Below are 16,687 nucleotides of genomic sequence, written 5' to 3' on the forward strand. Positions count from 1 at the left end.
TTCTGATCATGGCCGGCGGAACCGGCGGGCACGTGTTCCCCGCCCTGGCGGTCGCCCGCGAGCTTATTGCGCGGGGGACGGCGGTGTCGTGGCTGGGCACGGCCGCCGGCATTGAGGCCCGTCTGGTGCCGGCCGCGGGGCTGACGCTGCATACCGTCGAGATCGGCGGCTTGCGCGGCAAGCATCTGACGACGCTGCTGGCCGCGCCCACCACCATGACCCGGGCGCTGTGGCAGACGCGGCGCGTGCTCGGGGCCGTGCGCCCGGCGCTGGTCGTCGGCATGGGCGGCTTCGCCTCGGGCCCGGGCGGGCTGATGGCGCGTCTCGGCGGAACGCCGCTGCTCATTCACGAACAAAACGCGGCCGCGGGGCTGACCAACCGCGTGCTCGCCCGGTTTGCCGATACCGTACTGCAGGCGTTTCCGAATACTTTCGACGCGGCCCGCCGCCCGCGCACGGTCGGTAATCCGGTGCGCGCCGAGATACTCGGCCTGCCCGCGCCCGCCGAGCGCTGGGCGCGGCGCGACGATGCCGTCCGGCTGCTCGTGCTCGGCGGCAGCGGCGGCGCCCTGGCGATCAACGAGCGCGTGCCGGCCGCGCTGGCCCGGCTCGATCCGAATCGGCGGCCGCAGGTCCGGCACCAGGCCGGGCGTACGCTGGCCGCGGCCGAGGCGGCTTATGCCGAGCACGGCGTCGAGGCTCGGCTCGAGGCGTTCATCGACGACATGGCCGGCGCCTACGCCTGGGCGGATCTCGTGATCTGTCGCGCGGGCGCGCTGACGGTGGCCGAGCTGGCGGGCGCCGGCGTGGCCGCGTTGCTGGTGCCGTATCCGCACGCGGTGGACGATCACCAGCGCGCGAACGCCCGTTATCTGGTCGAGGCGGGCGCGGCGCGCCTGATCGACCAGAGCGAGCTCAGCGCGGACCGACTCGCGCGCGAACTCGCCGAACTGACCGGCGATCGCGCCGCGCTGTTAGAACGAGCCGAGGCCGCGCGCGCGGTCGCTTGGCGCGATTCGACGAACGATATCGTCGATGCCTGTTATCAGACCCTGGAGGCCGCATGACAGCGCTGGGCGGGCCGGGGATGATCCAGAACTTCGAGCCGTTGATGCACCGGCCGATGCGCCGCGTGCGCACGGTGCATATGGTGGGCATCGGCGGCGTCGGCATGGCCGGCATCGCGCGCGTGCTGATCAATCTCGGCTACCAGGTCACCGGCAGCGACCTCAAGGACAGCGCGACCACGCAGTCGCTGGCGGCGCTCGGCGCGATCATCTATCTCGGCCATGACGCCGCGCACGTGGCCGAGGCCGACGTGGTGGTGGTCTCGAGCGCGGTCGCCGCCGACAATCCGGAAGTGGCGGCCGCGCACGAGCGTTTGGTGCCGGTGGTGCGCCGCGCTGAAATGCTGGCCGAGCTGATGCGGTTTCGTTACGGCATCGCCGTGGCCGGCACCCACGGCAAGACCACGACTACGAGTCTGGTGGCCTCGCTGCTGGCCGACGGCCATCTCGACCCGACCTTCATCGTCGGCGGTAAGGTGCTCGCCGCGGGCTCGAACGCGCGCCTGGGCGAGGGGCCGTATCTGGTCGCCGAGGCCGACGAGTCGGACGCGTCGTTTTTATTCCTGACGCCGATGATGGCGATCGTCACCAACATCGATGCCGACCATCTGGAGACCTACGGCGGCGAGTTTTCCAGGCTCACCGACACCTTTGTCGAATTCCTGCACCACTTGCCGTTCTACGGCCTGGCGGTGTTGTGCGTGGATGACCCGGTCGTGCGCCGAATCCTGCCCGACGTCGGCCGCCCGATCACCACCTACGGCATCGACCACGACGCCGACTTCCGGGCCGAGAATCTGTGCTTCGACGGTACCGGAACGCGGTTTACGCTGCGCCACAACGGCGACGCCGGGTTCGATGTGCACCTCAATCTGCCGGGCCGGCACAACGTGCTCAATGCGCTGGCGGCGGCGGCCGTGGCCCACGAGCTGGGCGTCGACATGGCCTCGATCGGCGTCAGCCTGTCGAATTTCGCCGGCATTGGCCGGCGCTGCGAGGTGCACGGCGAGATCGACTTCGGCGGCAAATCGGCGCTGCTGGTCGACGACTACGGGCACCACCCGCGCGAACTGGCGTCGACCATCGCCGCGGCGCAGGCCGCCTGGTCGGATCGGCGGCTGGTGGTGGTGTTTCAGCCGCATCGTTTCACCCGTACCCGCGATTTGTTCGAGGACTTCGCCAAAGTGCTCGCCGATTTGGACGTGCTGGTGCTGTGCGAAGTCTATCCGGCCGGCGAAACGCCGATCACCGGCGCCGACGGCCGCGCGCTGGCGCGGGCGCTGCGCACACGCGGCCGGGTGGACCCGGTGTTCGTCGACGATGTTCATACGTTGCCCGCCGTGCTGGCGGGCGTGGTCGCCGACGGCGATGTGGTGCTCACCCTCGGCGCCGGCGATATCGGCGCCGTGGCGCAGCGGCTGGCGGCGGGCGCCGCGGGGACCGGGCGATGAGTCGGGCGGCGCGTTTGTACGACCGACAACCGGCGGCGCCCGCGTGCGCCGCGGCAAAGTTTGGCGTGCTCGGCCCCAAAGAGATTGGGGAACGGGCCGAGGAGGTAGGAACATGAGCTGGATCAATACACGGCGCCTGCGGGACGGCGTCATCGGCGCGGCCGTGTTGCTGGGCGTGGCCGCCTGTACCTGGCAAGGCATCAAGCCGGACGGTTCCGGTCCGCGACGGCTGTATATCAGCGGCCACTCGGCGCACGTCTCCGACCGGCAGATCGCCCAGATCGCCGCGCCCTATCTCAAGGCGTCGTTCTTCGATGTCGACACCGAAGCGCTCAAGGCGCGCCTGGCGCGCGAGCCGTGGCTGACCGAACTGCGCGTGTCGCGCCACTGGCCGGACGGCGTGGTGGTGCATGTCGCCGATCACAAGCCGGTGGCGGCCTGGGGCGACAACAGCGTGCTGGCCGCCGACGGCCAAGTGTTCACGCCGGATACGCGCCCCAAGGGGTTGGTCGAACTCGACGGGCCGGCCAAGGACAGCGCTAAAGTCTATGCACAATATCGTCGTCTATCCGGTATCCTCGCCGGCCATGGTGTGCATATTGCGTCGCTCAAATTGAACGCGCGCGGTGGCTGGCAGGCCCGCCTGGACAACGGACTCGAGCTTCGCCTCGGCCGCGAACAACTCGCGGCCCGCATGCAGCGCTTTGTGCACTATGCGTTGGCGCGTCCTCTGGCTCAACAAGCCCTGGCCACGGCGGGCTACGTCGATTTGCGCTATAGCGACGGTTTTGCCGTGGGCGGCAGCCGCCAACAGGCCGCCTCGGCGAGTCATGAGGAGTCAGTCGGATGAGCAAACGCCCGGAACAGAATCTCATCGTCGGCTTGGATATCGGTACGTCGAAGGTGGCGTGCATCGTCGCCGAGTCCAATGACGGCAGGCTCGAGATCATCGGCCTGGGCAGCGCGCCGTCGAAGGGCATGAAGAAGGGCATGGTGGTCAACATCGAATCGACCACCGATTCGATTCGCCGCGCGGTCGAGGAAGCCGAGTTGATGGCCGGCTGCCGTATCGCCTCGGTGCACTGCGGCATCTCGGGCGCGCATGTCCGCTCGCTCAACTCGCACGGCATCGTCGCGGTACGCAACAAGGAAGTCACCGAATCGGATATCGAGCGCGTGATCGACGCGGCCTGCGCGGTCGCGATTCCGGCCGATCAGAAGATACTGCATGTCCTGCCGCAGGAATTCGCGGTCGACGATAACGAGGGCATCCAGGAGCCGGTCGGTATGTCCGGGGTGCGGCTCGAGGCCAAGGTGCATATCGTGACCGGTGCGGTGACTTCGGCGCACAACATCCAGAAATGCGTCGCGCGCTGCGGGCTGGAGGTTTCCAAGCTGTCGCTGGAGCAATTGGCCTCGTCGTACGCCGTGCTCACCGAGGACGAAAAGGATCTCGGCGTGGCGTTGGTCGATATCGGCGGCGGGACATCGGATATAGCCGTGTTCGTCAACGGCTCGATCCGCCACACGGCGGTGATTCCGATTGCCGGCGATCAGGTCACCAACGATATTGCGGTGGCGCTGCGCACGCCGACCCAGCACGCCGAGCAGATTAAGATCCGTTACGGCTGCGCGCTACCGGAGCTGATCGCCGACGACGACGCCATCGAGGTGCCCAGCGTCGGCGAGCGCCCGCCCCGGCGGCTGTCGCGCTACACCCTGGCCGAGGTGATCAAGCCCCGATACGAAGAACTGTTCATGCTGATCCACAAGGAACTGGTACGTTCCGGTTTCGAGGATTTGCTGGCCGGCGGCGTCGTGATCACCGGCGGCTCCTCCAAGATGGAAGGGCTGACCGATCTGGCCGAAGAGGTCTTTCATATGTCGGTGCGACTGGGCACGCCGCAAAAGGTGCAGGGCCTGTCCGACGTGGTGCGCAATCCGATCCACGCCACCGGGGTGGGGCTGCTGGAGTTCGGTCATCGCACGCAATCCAAGGGCGGCATGCACATGCCGGTCCAGGACAACACATTCGCCCAGGTCTGGGAACGCATGAAGGCCTGGTTCCAGGGCAATTTCTAGAGGGTTTCCGGGACGATCGTTCGGGGCACGAGGGACGCAAACGATTTTCCGCAAGGAAAAAGCAGGGCAACGCAAGAGGTACAACATGCCAGAAGTATTCGAGTTCGCGGATCAGACCAATACCCAGGCTGTCATCAAGGTCATCGGTGTCGGCGGTGGCGGCAGCAACACCGTAAACCAGATGGTCGCCGGCGGTATCCAGGGTGTGGATTTCATCTGTGCCAACACCGACGCTCAGCATTTGGAGCGCTGTAACGCCGACGTGTTGGTGCAACTCGGCCTGAACGTCACCCGCGGCCTCGGCGCGGGCGCCGATCCGGCCGTCGGTCGTCAGGCCGCCGAAGAGGACCGCGATCGCATCCGCGAGTCCATCGAGGGCGCCGACATGCTGTTCATTACCGTCGGCATGGGCGGCGGCACCGGCACGGGTGCGGCGCCGGTGGTTGCCGAGATCGCGCGCGAGATGGGTATTCTGACGCTCGCCGTGGTCACCAAGCCGTTTCCGTTCGAGCGCGGCAGGCGCATGGAAGTGGCCCAGCGCGGTATCGATGAGCTCGGCGGTTTCGTCGATTCGCTGATCGTGATTCCAAACGAGAAGCTGCTGACCGCGCTCGGCCGTTCGATCACGCTCAAGAACGCCTTCCAGGCCGCCAACAACGTGCTGCACAACGCGGTGCAGGGTATTTCCGACCTGATTACCCGTCCGGGCATGCTCAACGTCGACTTCGCTGACGTGCGCAAGGTCATGAGCGTACAGGGTATGGCGATGATGGGCCGGGCCTCGGCCAAGGGCGAGGATCGGGCCCGCGAGGCGGCCGAAGCCGCGCTGGCGTCCCCGTTGCTCGACGATCTGTCGCTGCACGGCGCGCAAGGCCTGCTGGTCAACGTCACCGGCGACGAGAATCTCGGCATTCACGAGTTCCAGATCGTCAACGAGGTGGTGGCGGAAATGGGCGGCGACAACGCCGAGGTGATCATCGGCATGGCCGAGGATCCGGAAGCCGGCGACGAGATCACGGTCACGGTGGTCGCGACCGGTCTCGGCCAGCAGCAGATTGAGCGCGAGGCGCCGGCGCCGCAGGCGATCAAGCGCGATGCCGCCGGGCAGATGCGTTACGAGGATCTGGACCGGCCGACGGTGATCCGGCAGTCGCCGCGCCAGGGCAATCGCGAGAGCACGGCCGTCGACATGGATTATTTCGACGTGCCGGCGTTCCTGCGTAACCAGGCCGACTGACACGATACGACTCTGCTGCGTTGCCGGCACGCCGCCGCCGATTCTCATGAACCGGCGGTGGCGTGCCACCAAAGTGTTACACTACACGGCTTTTTCGCCGCGACATAAATCGAAAACAGTCGAATACAACCGGATTAAGTCCGAGTTAATGCACTGTTTCTAGACTGATAAGCAATACATAACAAATCATTGTGACGGGCTGATGACGGCCGCACCGGAACCGCCCGCCATAAATCGCCAGAAGAATGGCCAGGGAAGACGCACATGCTTTTACAGCGTACGCTCAAGAATCCGATCCGCGCCACCGGCGTCGGCCTGCACACGGGTCAGAAGGTCTATATGACGTTGCGCCCGGCCGCCGCGGATCAAGGCATCGTCTTCCGTCGCACCGATCTCGAGCCGGTTGTCGACGTGCGTGCCGGCGCCTTCACGGTCGGCGATACCATGCTGGCCACCACGCTTGTCAACGAAAAAGGCGTGCGTATCAAGACAGTGGAACATTTATTATCGGCCATGGCGGGCCTCGGAATCGATAATGCAATCGTCGAATTGTCCGCCGACGAATTACCGATTATGGACGGTAGCGCGGGGCCGTTCGTGTTTTTGATCCAGTCCGCGGGCATCCAGGAGCTTAACGCACCCAAGCGTTTCATTCGCGTAAAACGGTCGGTCGAAGTCACCGACGGCGACAAGTGGGCGCGCTTCGATCCGTTCGACGGCTTCAAGGTGAGCTTCGCGATCGATTTTGATCATCCGGCGTTCGCCGAGGAAACCCAGACCGCGACGGTGGATTTCTCCACCACGTCCTTCGTTCGGGAAGTCAGCCGGGCGCGCACCTTCGGCTTCATGCGGGATATCGAGTATCTGCGCTCGAACGATCTGGCGCGTGGCGGCTCGATGGATAACGCCGTGGTGCTGGACGATTATCGCGTGTTGAACGCCGACGGTTTGCGCTACGACAACGAGTTCGTCCGCCACAAGATTTTGGACGCCATCGGCGATCTGTATCTGCTGGGCAGCGGCCTGATCGGCAGTTATTCCGGCTACAAGTCGGGTCATGCGCTCAACAACAAGCTCGTCCGCGCCTTGCTGAAGCAGGACAAGGCCTGGGAAGAAACGACCTACGAAGACAGCGAGGCCTTGCCCATCTCCTACATCAACGCACGCCCGGCGGCGGCCGCCGCCGCGGCCTGAGCGCGCCTCGATTCCGCTCGCCTGCGGCCCGCGCCGACTCTTTAGGTGCGCCGGCTAGCGGAGCACGCCGTCGCGGTAGAGCCGCCAGAGTAGCGGCCAGGCATAGATCAAGGGATAGCGCCGCAGGCGGGGCGTGACCTCGATGGCCACGCCGGTGTGACGCTCGAGTTTCCAGGCGCCGTAGTCCACCGCGTTGTCGAAAGTGAAGCAGGCCTTGGCCAGGCGCAACACGGATACCACACGCCCGGCCGGCGCTCGAACACGCCAGGCGCGTAGCGCGCGCCGGCGCTGGCCCGCAGTGGGTTTCCATTCGATGCGGCCGTCATCGCGCTGGACGACCGGAAAGGCGAGCCGGGGTCGTGCCGCGTGCAGCCGGCGCGCGTACTCCGGGCGGTCGTGCCCGGCGATACGCAGCCCGCGCTCGCCGCTTTCGGTGCGCAGTTCGCCGCCGTAGCTCAGCGCCAGCGCGGCGCCGAAGGCCTCGGCGGGCAGCCTCGGCGGTTGCAGGGCGGGCAGACTTTCATCGAGAAGCGTGATCACCGCCCGGCCGCAGCAGGCGCGTACGGTCCGGCGAATCTCGTCGTTGGCGGCGTAGACGATCGCGACCGGCTGCGCAAAACGGCCCCATAGGCTGGACAAGCGCCCGTGCGCCACGCCGTGGCGCAGATCGTCGAGCGCCACGACCGCGTATTTACAGCGCAGCGTGACGGTTTTCGTCGGGCATTCCAGGTAGTAGACGTTGGGCGGCAGCAATCGATTGGCCACCGCCGACACCGGACTGACGTGGGCCGCCCGATAGCGATCGACCAGCACATAAAAATCGACCAGCCCCGCGCTCGGATTGCCGCTGCGCAAACACGAGCCGTAGTAAACGACGGCGCGTACCGACTGACGATGCCGGCGCCGGATCATGTCGATGAGCGGGGCCAGCGCTTCGGCCTGATCCGTCTCGCAAGGGCCGGCAATCTCCCGGTAGGCGGCGCTATCGGCGGGCAGTTCGGGCATATCGCGCCTACAGGCTCAGAAACGGCAGGCGGCCGGCCACCGACAGGCGCACCGGGCCATCGCCCGGGCGGCTGTGGTGAAACTCGCCGTCGACGATGAAACCGTCGTCGAACTCGAGCCGCAGTTCGCGGCTGTTGTGGCTGACGTAGCCGGCATCTTTCGCGCCCCCGCCGAGCCCGGGCGACCAGCCACGGGCCACGAACGGCAGACGCAGCAGAAAACGCGAAGCATTCTGGCTTACCGCGGTCCAGGCGATCGGCGCGGATTCGGCGCCCCAGAACGGACGAAAGCCCAACACCAGCCGGCCCAGAGTCGAGGCCACGAACAACAACGTCGGATCGTCGAGCGCGCGGCCGGCGTCGTCGGTCAGACGCACCCGCGTGGGTGCGAAGTAGCGCCGGTCCCGTAGCGCCACGGATTTGAGAAAACGCAGGAAGGCCAGGCTCGGACCGACCTCGCCGCGCAGGCCGACGCTATGCAGACGGTTTTGGGTGTACTGGACCGCGTGATGGATCGCGCCGGCGCCGAAGAACATGCCGCAGATCGGGGCCTGGCCGTCCGAGGCCTGGATCCGCAGTACCGCCCGATCGGCGATTGTCGCCCGGGTGGTCGCCCGGGCCGATGTCCCTCCGGCCGCCCAATCCAGCAGTGGCTGCCAGCCGTGCCGACGCACGTCGACGAAGCCGACGTCGCGTGCGGTCATGTTGGTGCTGCCGGTGGGCACGAGCGCGAGCACCGGCGGTGTATCGAAATGGTCGGCGAGCAATACGTGGCTCAGCACGCATTGCACCGTGCCGTCGCCCCCGGCCACCGCGAGCGCGTTCACGCCGTGGGCGGCGAGTTCGGCCACCGCGGCGCCGATCTCGTCCGGCCGGTTGGCCTCGATGGCGGGCACGTCGGTGGGCACCGGATGCCGGCCCCAGCGCCGCCGGTGGCGCCCGCTCTGCGAGTTGTAGATGATGCCCAGTCGCCGCGGCGCGGGCGACGCGGACGATCGTTCGGGTTCGGCCATCGGCGGGTCGGCGCTCGGTAAAAGTGCTTAGTCTATCGTAGTCTATCGCGGCAATTGCCGGGGTACGCCGGTGATCCGGACGGCCAGGTTCAGTCGTCGGCGCGAAGAATCGCCTCGACCTGGCGCAGATCGGCCAGCGAATCGACATCGACGGCGGCATTCGGGTCGTCGAGCAGCACCGGGCCGGCCCGCAGCCCGTGGCGTTTCGACAACCGCGCGAAGGCGCTCTCCAGCGACAGCGCGCGCAGCGCATAGCGGATCAGCACGGGCCAGCCGAGCATGCCGGCCACGATGCGCGCTGGGTGCTTGCGTTCGTTCTCGACGCGCCGCCAGCGCTCGACCAAGGTACGCCCGGCCGGTCGATACAGCGCAAACAGATTGCAGCCGCAGTAGGCGTGCGCGCCGAGGCGCGTGGCCGTGCGCCGGCTGGTGGGATAAGCCGCCTGCACGCGGGCGTGTTCGACCAGGCCGACGCCGAGATCCAAATCGCCGCCCGATCGGCACATGGTCGCGACCATGCATGGCGTGAGCAGCGCGTGGTCGGCGGTGGTGATCAAGACCGGGCGCTCGGCCGCAATCGAGTCGAGCGCCGCCAAGGCGCTGGCGACCGGAGACGCGCCGGGCGCGATCCAACGCACGCCGGCCGCGGCGACCAACGCGCGCAGCGCCGGATTGGCATCGACGATGGCGCCGTCCGGGCCGACGACGCAGCATTCGCTGATGTCGTCGCAACGGGCCAGCGTGTCCAGCACCCGGCCGAGCAGGGGGGCGCCGGCGACGTCGACCATCGCCTTGCAGCGCGCCCCGGTCGCGCGGGCGACGGGGTCGTTACGGCCGCGATCGCCGGCAAGAACGACGGCGACCCAGCCGGCGCGCCCGCTGCCGCCGCCGCTGCAATCGTTCGCGCCGCCCGAGGTCAAAGCGTCTTCCGGTAGATCCGATACGTTTTGTAGGCGTGCGCGCCCAGTCGCTCGATGATGTCGCGCATGCCTTTGTTGTCCTCCAAAATCCACGACAGTTCGCAGCCGGTTGCGCCGTGCGCGCGCAGGCTTTTTTGCATCGCGGCGATCACGCCGAACGCCAGCGCGGCGCCGAGCGGGCCGTCCTGATATTGCTGGCGCACGCCCATCAGCGGCACGCGCGCGGTCCGCGGGAAGCGTACCTTGAGCCGCCAGAGCAGTTTGCCGATGCCGATCGGCGACAGGCGCCCGTTCAAATCTCGGGCGGCCTCGTTGAGATTGGGTAGGCCGACGATGAAGGCGGCCGGCTTGCCGTTCACCTCGGCGATCTGCACCAGATCGTCGGCGATGAGCAGCTTTAGCGTGTTGCCCATGTCGCGGAATTCGGCTTCGGTGAACGGCACGAAGCCCCAGTTGTCGGCCCAGGCGTCGTTGAATATGTCGCGCAGCGTGTCGAGCTCCTCGGTATAACGCGAGCGCTCTATAGGGCGAATATGTATACGCGATCGGTATCGCTCGAGCAGCCGCCGCATCGGCCTGGGGTGCTCGAAGGCGAGGTCGATCCAGTAGGCCAGCATGTCGACCGCCTTGTCGTAGCCTTCGGCTTCGACATAGGGGGCGTAATATTCGCGGCCGTGGCCCATCATCATCATTGGCGGCGTATCGAGGCCTTCGATCAGCAGCCCGCATTCGTCGTTGATGGTCAGATTGAACGGGCCGTGGACGGCGGTCATGCCGCGTTCGGTCAGCCAGGTTTCGGCGGTGGTCAGCAGCCCGGCGAACACACGGGCGTCGTCGATCGCTTCGAGCATGCCGAAATAACCGACGCGGTCGCCGTGTTCTGTTTCCCGCAAGCGATCGACCTGGGCGGTGATGCGGCCGACCGCGCGGCCGTCGATCCAGGCCAGCCAAGCCCGCCAGTCGAGATGCTCGAACGCCGGATTATGCTTTTGGGACAGGTGCATGCGCCGCTCGATATGAAGCGGGGCCCGCCACTCGTCGCGCCCGGCGTAGATATCGTGCGGCAGTCGAATGAAGCGCTTGAGATCGCGTGTCGATTCAATCGGCGTGATCTCGATGGAGGAAGTTTTTGCAGTGGCGGCCATGATGGGTCCCGGTCGGTCTCGCGCTCGGCAATATACGCCAGGAGCCTGGCGAGCGACCAATGCCCGGGCTATAATTGATCCGGCTGGTCGCGCCGCGCGGATCTTTATGTTGGTCGATCTTAACGAAACGCATACGCGGGGTCTGGCAACCTCCGCGCGCGGTCGGGCGGCGCCCATTCAATGCAATGCCGACGCCAACGACCCGTTCGCTCGCGGAGCGCCCGAATCTCACCTGCCAACAAGTTCGTGGCCGCTTGTGCTTAGTGCAAAGATGGCCGGTTTACAGTAGGATTTCAGGATTGATGGCACGTGCAACAATGATCGAGCGGGGGCCGGGCCGAGCACACGATATGCAGCTACGGTTCTCGATAAATAATGCGTCGGCTGGAGCGTCCGTCGCCAGGGTGGCCCGCCCGTTGGATGGGGCCTCCGGGCAAGTTGCGGTCCCCGCAGGGGCCGGCGCGTCCCATGCTTTCGATACGACAACGCCACTGACGTCTGTGGGCGCCCCGCGTTCGTTCAGAAAACAGGTAAATCGATGATCAAGCCAACGCCCACCGAACACTGGCTGTCGATGCGTCGAGCCGACTTCGCCACGCTCGGCGCCGCGCTCGACTATGCGGGCGAAGGCGAGACGGGGTTCAACTTCTATACCGGGCGGGGCGAACTGTCGGACGTGCTCAGTTACGCCGACTTGCGCGCCCGCGCGCAGGATACGGCGAAGCGGCTGATGTCGCTGAATCTGGGCGAAGGCGCGCGCGTGGCCCTGGTTGCCGATACCGTGCCGGGCTTCATGGTGTGTTTCTTCGCCTGCCAGTACGCCGGCTATGTGCCGGTGCCGCTGCCGGTGATCGTGGGGCTGGGTAGCCGGGATGCCTATACGCGCCAACTGCGCTCGCTGCTGATCGGATGCCATGCCGATGTCGCGCTGGCGCCCGAACCTTTCATGAGTTTCCTCGATGCGGCGGCTGAAGGGCTGGCGCTGTCGCATCTGGGCAGCTACGAGTCGCTCGGCGAATTGCCGCTCAGCGACGCCGAATGGCCGTCTCAGGACATAACGCGCACGGCTTATTTGCAGTACACCTCGGGCAGTACCCAGTTTCCGCGCGGTGTGGTGATCTCGCAAAGGCAGGTGATGCAGAACCTGTCGAGCATTCTGGAGCTGGGCGTGCAGATGCGCGCCGACGACCGTCTGGTCTCCTGGCTGCCGCTGTACCACGACATGGGTCTGGTGGGTTTCATGCTCGCCGCGCTCACCTCGCAGCGCTCGGTCGATTATCTCGCCACGCGCGAATTCGCGATGCGGCCGCGCCAGTGGCTGGCGCTGATCAGCCGCAACCGCGGCACGATTTCCTTCAGCCCGTCGTTCGGTTACGAATTGTGTTCGCGTCGTATCCGGCACAACGCCGACGATTTCGACCTGTCGAGCTGGCGTATCGCCGGCGCCGGGGCCGAGACCATTCGTCCGGACTCGCTGGCGCGGTTCGCCGAGACGCTGGCGCCGGGAAAGTTCGATGCGCGCGCGTTCGTGGCCTGCTACGGCATGGCCGAGTGCTCGCTGGCGATCAGCTTTGCCCCGCTGGACGAGGGGCTGCAGGTCGATCACGTGGATCCCGAAGCGCTGGCCGAGACCGGCCGGGCGACGCCGGCCGCCGCCGACGGCGCGCAGCGCGTGGCCCGCTTCGTCGATTGCGGTGAAGTGCTGCCCGAATACGAGTTCGAAATCCGCGACGAGGCCGGCCAAGTGCTCGGCGAGCGCGTGGTAGGCGCCGTGCACGTACGCGGGCCGAGCGTGATGTCCGGCTATTTCGAGCGGCCCGAGGAAAGCGCGCGCGTGCTGTCGGAAGACGGTTGGCTGGATACCGGCGATCTGGGCTATCGGATTGGCCGCCGGGTCGTCATTACCGGTCGCGCCAAGGATCTGATTATCGTCAACGGCCGCAACATCTGGCCGCAAGATCTGGAATGGCTAGCCGAATCCCAGCCCGAACTGCGGCCGGGCGATGCGCTGGCCTTCGCCGCGCCGTTCGAGTCGGGCAGCGACGGAGCTGTGCTGGTGATTCAGTGCCGGGTGCGCGATCGTGCCGACCGCGAGCGGTTGATCAAGCGGCTCGAGGGGCTGATGCGGCGCGAATGTGGCGTGGAATGCCTGGTCGAGGCGGTGGCGCCGCATACCCTGCCGCGAACTTCCTCTGGAAAGTTGTCGCGCGCCGGCGCGCGCCGCGACTACATCGAGCGCCTGGCCGAACGGCTACGGAAGCGGCAATCGGCGTCGCCGGGGACGGCGGCCGCGGCCGAAAGCGATCGTCAGGCCGGCTAGGAGCCTGTGGCGGTCGTCGCAGTCACCGGCGCCACCGGTTTCATCGGTCGCGCCACCGTCGCCGCATTGATTGCGGCCGGACACCGCGTGCAGGCGCTCGTGCGCTCGCCGGAAGCGGCGGGCACCGTGCGCGCCCTGGGCGGCGTGCCGATCCGCGGCAGCCTGTCCGAGCCGGCGCGGCTGGCCGAACTGATCCATCGGGCCGATGCGCTGGTGCACGCCGCCGGCCAGGTTCGCGGCGCGACCCGGCGCGATTTCGACCGCGTCAACGTGGCCGGCAGCGCGCGCTTGTTCGCGGCGGCGCGCCAGGCCGGGTGTGCGGTGCTCGCGTTGTCCTCGCTGGCCGCACGCGAGCCGTCGTTGTCGCACTATGCGATGAGCAAACGCACGATGGAATGCCTGCTCGCCGAGGCCGATGCGCCGGCGCCGGCCTTCGTGCTGCGCCCGCCCGCCGTCTATGGCCCGGGCGATCGTGAGCTGGCGCCCCTGTTCGATGCCATGGGCCGGGGCTTCGCGCCGATTCCCGGAAACCCGCGGGCGCGGGTGTCGCTCATTCACGTCCACGATCTGGCGGCCGCGATCGTCGCGTGGGTGAATGCCGGCGCGCGCGCGGCCGGTATCCACGAAATCCACGACGGCCGCCACGGCGGCTACAGCTGGAACGACGTCGTGTCGATCGCCGAATCGCTGCGCGGAGCGCCGATCCGGCGCGTGGTATTGCCGGCAACGGCCATGCGCGCCACCGCCGCGCTCAATACCGGTTGGGCCCGCATCGCCGGGCGCGCGCCGATGCTCACGCCGGGCAAACTGCGCGAACTGCGCCATGCCGACTGGGTCGCCGACAATACGTCGCTGGGCGGTATCATCGATTGGCGGCCGCGGCTGGAACTGCGCGACGGGCTGGCCGCGACCTGTGCCTGGGCCCAAGCGCCGAAAGACAACGGATCAAACGATGAGCAACCGCTACGACGATATCTACGCCCATCTGCACGCATTGCTCGCGCCCTACGCGCCCGCCGGGGGGCAGATCCAGCCGCAGACGCGGTTGGTGGACGATCTGGGTCTGGACTCGGTGCAGGTGATGGAAGTGCTCATGGAACTGGAGGATCGGCTGGACGCCGCCATTCCGATGAACTTTCTGCCGGACGTCGAGACCATGGACGATCTGGTCAAGGCGATGGATGCGAGCATCGTGGCCTGAGCCTGTTCGACAAGTTCGAGCCGATCGTGCGCGTGCGTCGCGATATCGAGGCCTCGGGTATCGATCCGCTGGGGGTGCCGATCGAGCGCATCATTTCGGCGACCGAGGGCGTGATCGGCGGCCGGCGCATGATTCTGGCCGGCACCAACAACTATCTCGGGCTGACCTTCGACGACGACTGTGTCGAAGCGGCGGTCGCCGCAGTGCGCGCCCAGGGCACGGGTACCACCGGCTCGCGCATGGCCAACGGTTCCTACGACGGGCATGTCGCGCTCGAGGCCGAACTCGCCGATTTTTACGGCGTGGGGCAGGCGATCGTGTTTTCCACCGGCTATCAGGCCAATCTCGGCGTGCTCGCGGCCCTCGCTGGCCCGCGCGATACGATCATGCTGGACGCCGATTGCCATGCCAGCATCTACGACGGCCTGAAGCTGGGCGGCGCCAAGACGCTGTTGTTCAAGCACAACGATCCGGCCGACCTGGACAAGCGGCTTGGCCGGCTGGGCGAGGCCGCGCGGCATACCCTGGTGGTGGTCGAGGGTATCTACAGCATGCTCGGCGATATGGCGCCGCTGGCCGAGATCGTGGCGGTGGTGAAAAAGCACGGCGCCGCCATTCTGGTCGACGAAGCGCATTCGATGGGCATCGTCGGGCGCGGCGGGCGCGGGGTGGTCGAGTCCGCGGGCGTTATGGGCGATGTCGATTTCGTGGTCGGCACCTTCAGCAAGAGCCTCGGCGCGGCCGGCGGTTTTTGTGTCAGTCGCCATCAACAACTCGATATGATCCGCTATGCCAGCCGCCCGTATATCTTCACGGCGTCGCCGGTGCCGTCGGTGATCGCCTCGGTTCGCGCCGCATTGGTCCGCCTGCGCGACGACGACAGTCTGCGCGGGCGCATCTGGGACAACGCCAGGCGTTTGCACCGCGGCTTGTCGCGGGCCGGCTTCACGCTGGCGGCGCCGCCCGGGCCGGTGGTGGCGGCGGTGTTCGATTCCCGCGAGACCGCGCTCGGTTTCTGGCAGGGGCTGCTCGATCGCGGCGTTTACGTCAACCTGATGCTGCCGCCGGCCACGCCGGGCGGCAAGTGCCTGATACGCGCCAGTCTGAGCGCGGCGCACAGCCGCGAGCAGATCGATAGCATTGTGGCGGCGTTCACCGCGATCGGCGCGCCGCCGGCCCGGGCGGTATAACCGCTCGTGTTCATGCTCCACACGCCGGCGCCCCTGATCGGTTGCCGGTTTCGACAGCGATGAGCGGCTCCAGCCCCGGCATCGGCAACGAAAATGTCACGTTGATAACGGGCGCCTCGCAGGGTATCGGTTATAGCTTGGCGCGACAGCTCGCCCGTCGCGGCGAGGCCGTGGCCGTGCTGGCGCGCCGCCGGCCCGAACTCGACGAACTGGTAGCGAGGATTCGCGCCGATGGCGGCCGCGCCATGGCGGTCGCCGCCGACGTGACCGACCGTACGGCGCTGACCGCGGCCGTGGATCGGGTGCGCGCCGAATTCGGGCCGGTCACCCGGCTGGTGGCCAATGCCGGCGGTGGTACGCCGACGCATGTTTCGGCCTACGACGCCGAGACGATCGAGCGGACGATCCGGCTCAATCTGATCGGCACCGCCAACGCCGTTGGCGCGGTGATCGACGATATGCTGGCGCGCCGGCAGGGGCATCTGGTCGCCATGGGCAGTCTGGCCGCGATGCGCGGTCTGCCCACGGCCGCGGCCTATTCCGCGGCCAAGGCCGGGGTCGCCAATTTTATGGAAAGTCTGGCCATCGATCTGCGCGGCAGCGGGGTAGACGTGACGCTACTGGAGCCGGGGTTCATAGCCCGACCCGGGGCGCGAAAACGCCGCCTGCGAATGCCGATGGAGGCCGCGACCGAGCGCATGGCGGCGGCGATCCTGGCGCGCCGGCGCCGCTGGCGGGGGCCGTCGAGTCTGGTGGTTGCCGCCGGTATACTGCGGTTGCTACCGTTTTCCCTATATAGCCGGGTGCTCGCTAACCAAGGTCGGCCCGCCGATGCTTGAGCGCGCAGTCCGGTTACAACAGCG

13 protein-coding genes and 2 pseudogenes are annotated in these 16,687 nt (G+C 67.2%); 11 read left to right on the forward strand and 4 right to left on the reverse strand.

Annotated elements, in window-relative coordinates; all coding sequences use genetic code 11:
- Positions 1-2 precede the first annotated feature (2 nt).
- From murG to lpxC, 6 genes are all read left to right on the forward strand, one after another.
- Entirely contained in the window at positions 3-1,067 is a 1,065-nt protein-coding gene (gene murG / locus VFJ08_RS02205) for an undecaprenyldiphospho-muramoylpentapeptide beta-N-acetylglucosaminyltransferase (protein WP_349256934.1), read from the forward strand.
- A 56-nt stretch (positions 1,068-1,123) separates the two neighbouring features.
- Entirely contained in the window at positions 1,124-2,518 is a 1,395-nt protein-coding gene (gene murC / locus VFJ08_RS02210) for a UDP-N-acetylmuramate--L-alanine ligase (protein WP_349256936.1), read from the forward strand.
- Between the two features lie 112 nt (positions 2,519-2,630).
- Positions 2,631-3,368 carry a cell division protein FtsQ/DivIB gene (locus tag VFJ08_RS02215; protein WP_324994705.1) on the forward strand — a complete coding sequence of 246 codons (738 nt, stop codon included), beginning with the start codon at positions 2,631-2,633 and terminating at the stop codon, positions 3,366-3,368.
- Entirely contained in the window at positions 3,365-4,600 is a 1,236-nt protein-coding gene (gene ftsA, locus VFJ08_RS02220) for a cell division protein FtsA (RefSeq protein ID WP_324994707.1), read from the forward strand. Before VFJ08_RS02215 ends, ftsA begins: the two co-directional genes overlap by 4 nt.
- A gap of 85 nt (positions 4,601-4,685) precedes the next feature.
- Positions 4,686-5,837 (forward strand): cell division protein FtsZ, encoded by a 1,152-nt coding sequence (gene ftsZ, locus VFJ08_RS02225; RefSeq protein WP_324994709.1) that lies wholly within the window; start codon positions 4,686-4,688, stop codon positions 5,835-5,837.
- Positions 5,838-6,101: 264 nt separating this feature from the next.
- Positions 6,102-7,031 carry a UDP-3-O-acyl-N-acetylglucosamine deacetylase gene (lpxC, locus tag VFJ08_RS02230; protein WP_324994711.1) on the forward strand — a complete coding sequence of 310 codons (930 nt, stop codon included), beginning with the start codon at positions 6,102-6,104 and terminating at the stop codon, positions 7,029-7,031.
- A 54-nt stretch (positions 7,032-7,085) separates the two neighbouring features.
- Here lpxC and VFJ08_RS02235 read toward each other — a convergent pair whose 3' ends face one another.
- The 4 genes from VFJ08_RS02235 to VFJ08_RS02250 all read right to left on the reverse strand — a co-directional run bounded on the left by VFJ08_RS02235 (position 7,086) and on the right by VFJ08_RS02250 (position 11,113).
- Positions 7,086-8,036, reverse strand: a complete 951-nt coding sequence (locus VFJ08_RS02235) for a hypothetical protein (protein ID WP_324994713.1) — start codon at positions 8,034-8,036, stop codon at positions 7,086-7,088.
- A gap of 7 nt (positions 8,037-8,043) precedes the next feature.
- Positions 8,044-9,048 carry a diacylglycerol kinase family protein gene (locus VFJ08_RS02240; protein WP_324994715.1) on the reverse strand — a complete coding sequence of 335 codons (1,005 nt, stop codon included), beginning with the start codon at positions 9,046-9,048 and terminating at the stop codon, positions 8,044-8,046.
- An 89-nt stretch (positions 9,049-9,137) separates the two neighbouring features.
- Positions 9,138-9,968, reverse strand: a complete 831-nt coding sequence (locus VFJ08_RS02245) for a nucleotidyltransferase family protein (RefSeq protein ID WP_324994717.1) — start codon at positions 9,966-9,968, stop codon at positions 9,138-9,140.
- A complete protein-coding gene (locus tag VFJ08_RS02250) occupies positions 9,965-11,113 on the reverse strand; it encodes an N-acetyltransferase (RefSeq protein WP_324994719.1) in 1,149 nt (382 codons plus the stop codon). The genes VFJ08_RS02245 and VFJ08_RS02250 overlap by 4 nt, the downstream gene beginning before the upstream one ends.
- A 538-nt stretch (positions 11,114-11,651) precedes the next feature.
- On the opposite strand from VFJ08_RS02250, the gene VFJ08_RS02255 reads away from it, so the two are divergent.
- The 5 genes and pseudogenes from VFJ08_RS02255 (at position 11,652) to VFJ08_RS02265 (ending at position 16,663) form a co-directional block, all read left to right on the forward strand.
- The gene (locus VFJ08_RS02255; RefSeq protein WP_324994721.1) at positions 11,652-13,433 is read left to right on the forward strand and encodes a fatty acyl-AMP ligase; all 1,782 of its coding nucleotides are present in this window, start codon (positions 11,652-11,654) and stop codon (positions 13,431-13,433) included.
- A gap of 6 nt (positions 13,434-13,439) precedes the next feature.
- Positions 13,440-14,123: pseudogene (locus VFJ08_RS15680) on the forward strand (NAD-dependent epimerase/dehydratase family protein); the annotation flags it as partial.
- A gap of 391 nt (positions 14,124-14,514) precedes the next feature.
- Positions 14,515-14,634, forward strand: a complete 120-nt coding sequence (locus VFJ08_RS15685; protein ID WP_349256937.1) for a hypothetical protein — start codon at positions 14,515-14,517, stop codon at positions 14,632-14,634.
- 11 nt (positions 14,635-14,645) lie between these two features.
- Positions 14,646-15,824, forward strand: a pseudogene (gene spt / locus VFJ08_RS15690) (serine palmitoyltransferase); the annotation flags it as partial.
- A 59-nt stretch (positions 15,825-15,883) separates the two neighbouring features.
- Complete coding sequence (locus VFJ08_RS02265) at positions 15,884-16,663, forward strand: SDR family NAD(P)-dependent oxidoreductase (RefSeq protein WP_324994725.1); 780 nt, start codon at positions 15,884-15,886, stop codon at positions 16,661-16,663.
- Positions 16,664-16,687 lie beyond the last annotated feature (24 nt).

Source organism: Salinisphaera sp. (assembly GCF_035690525.1).
Taxonomy (GTDB): Bacteria; Pseudomonadota; Gammaproteobacteria; order Nevskiales; family Salinisphaeraceae; genus Salinisphaera.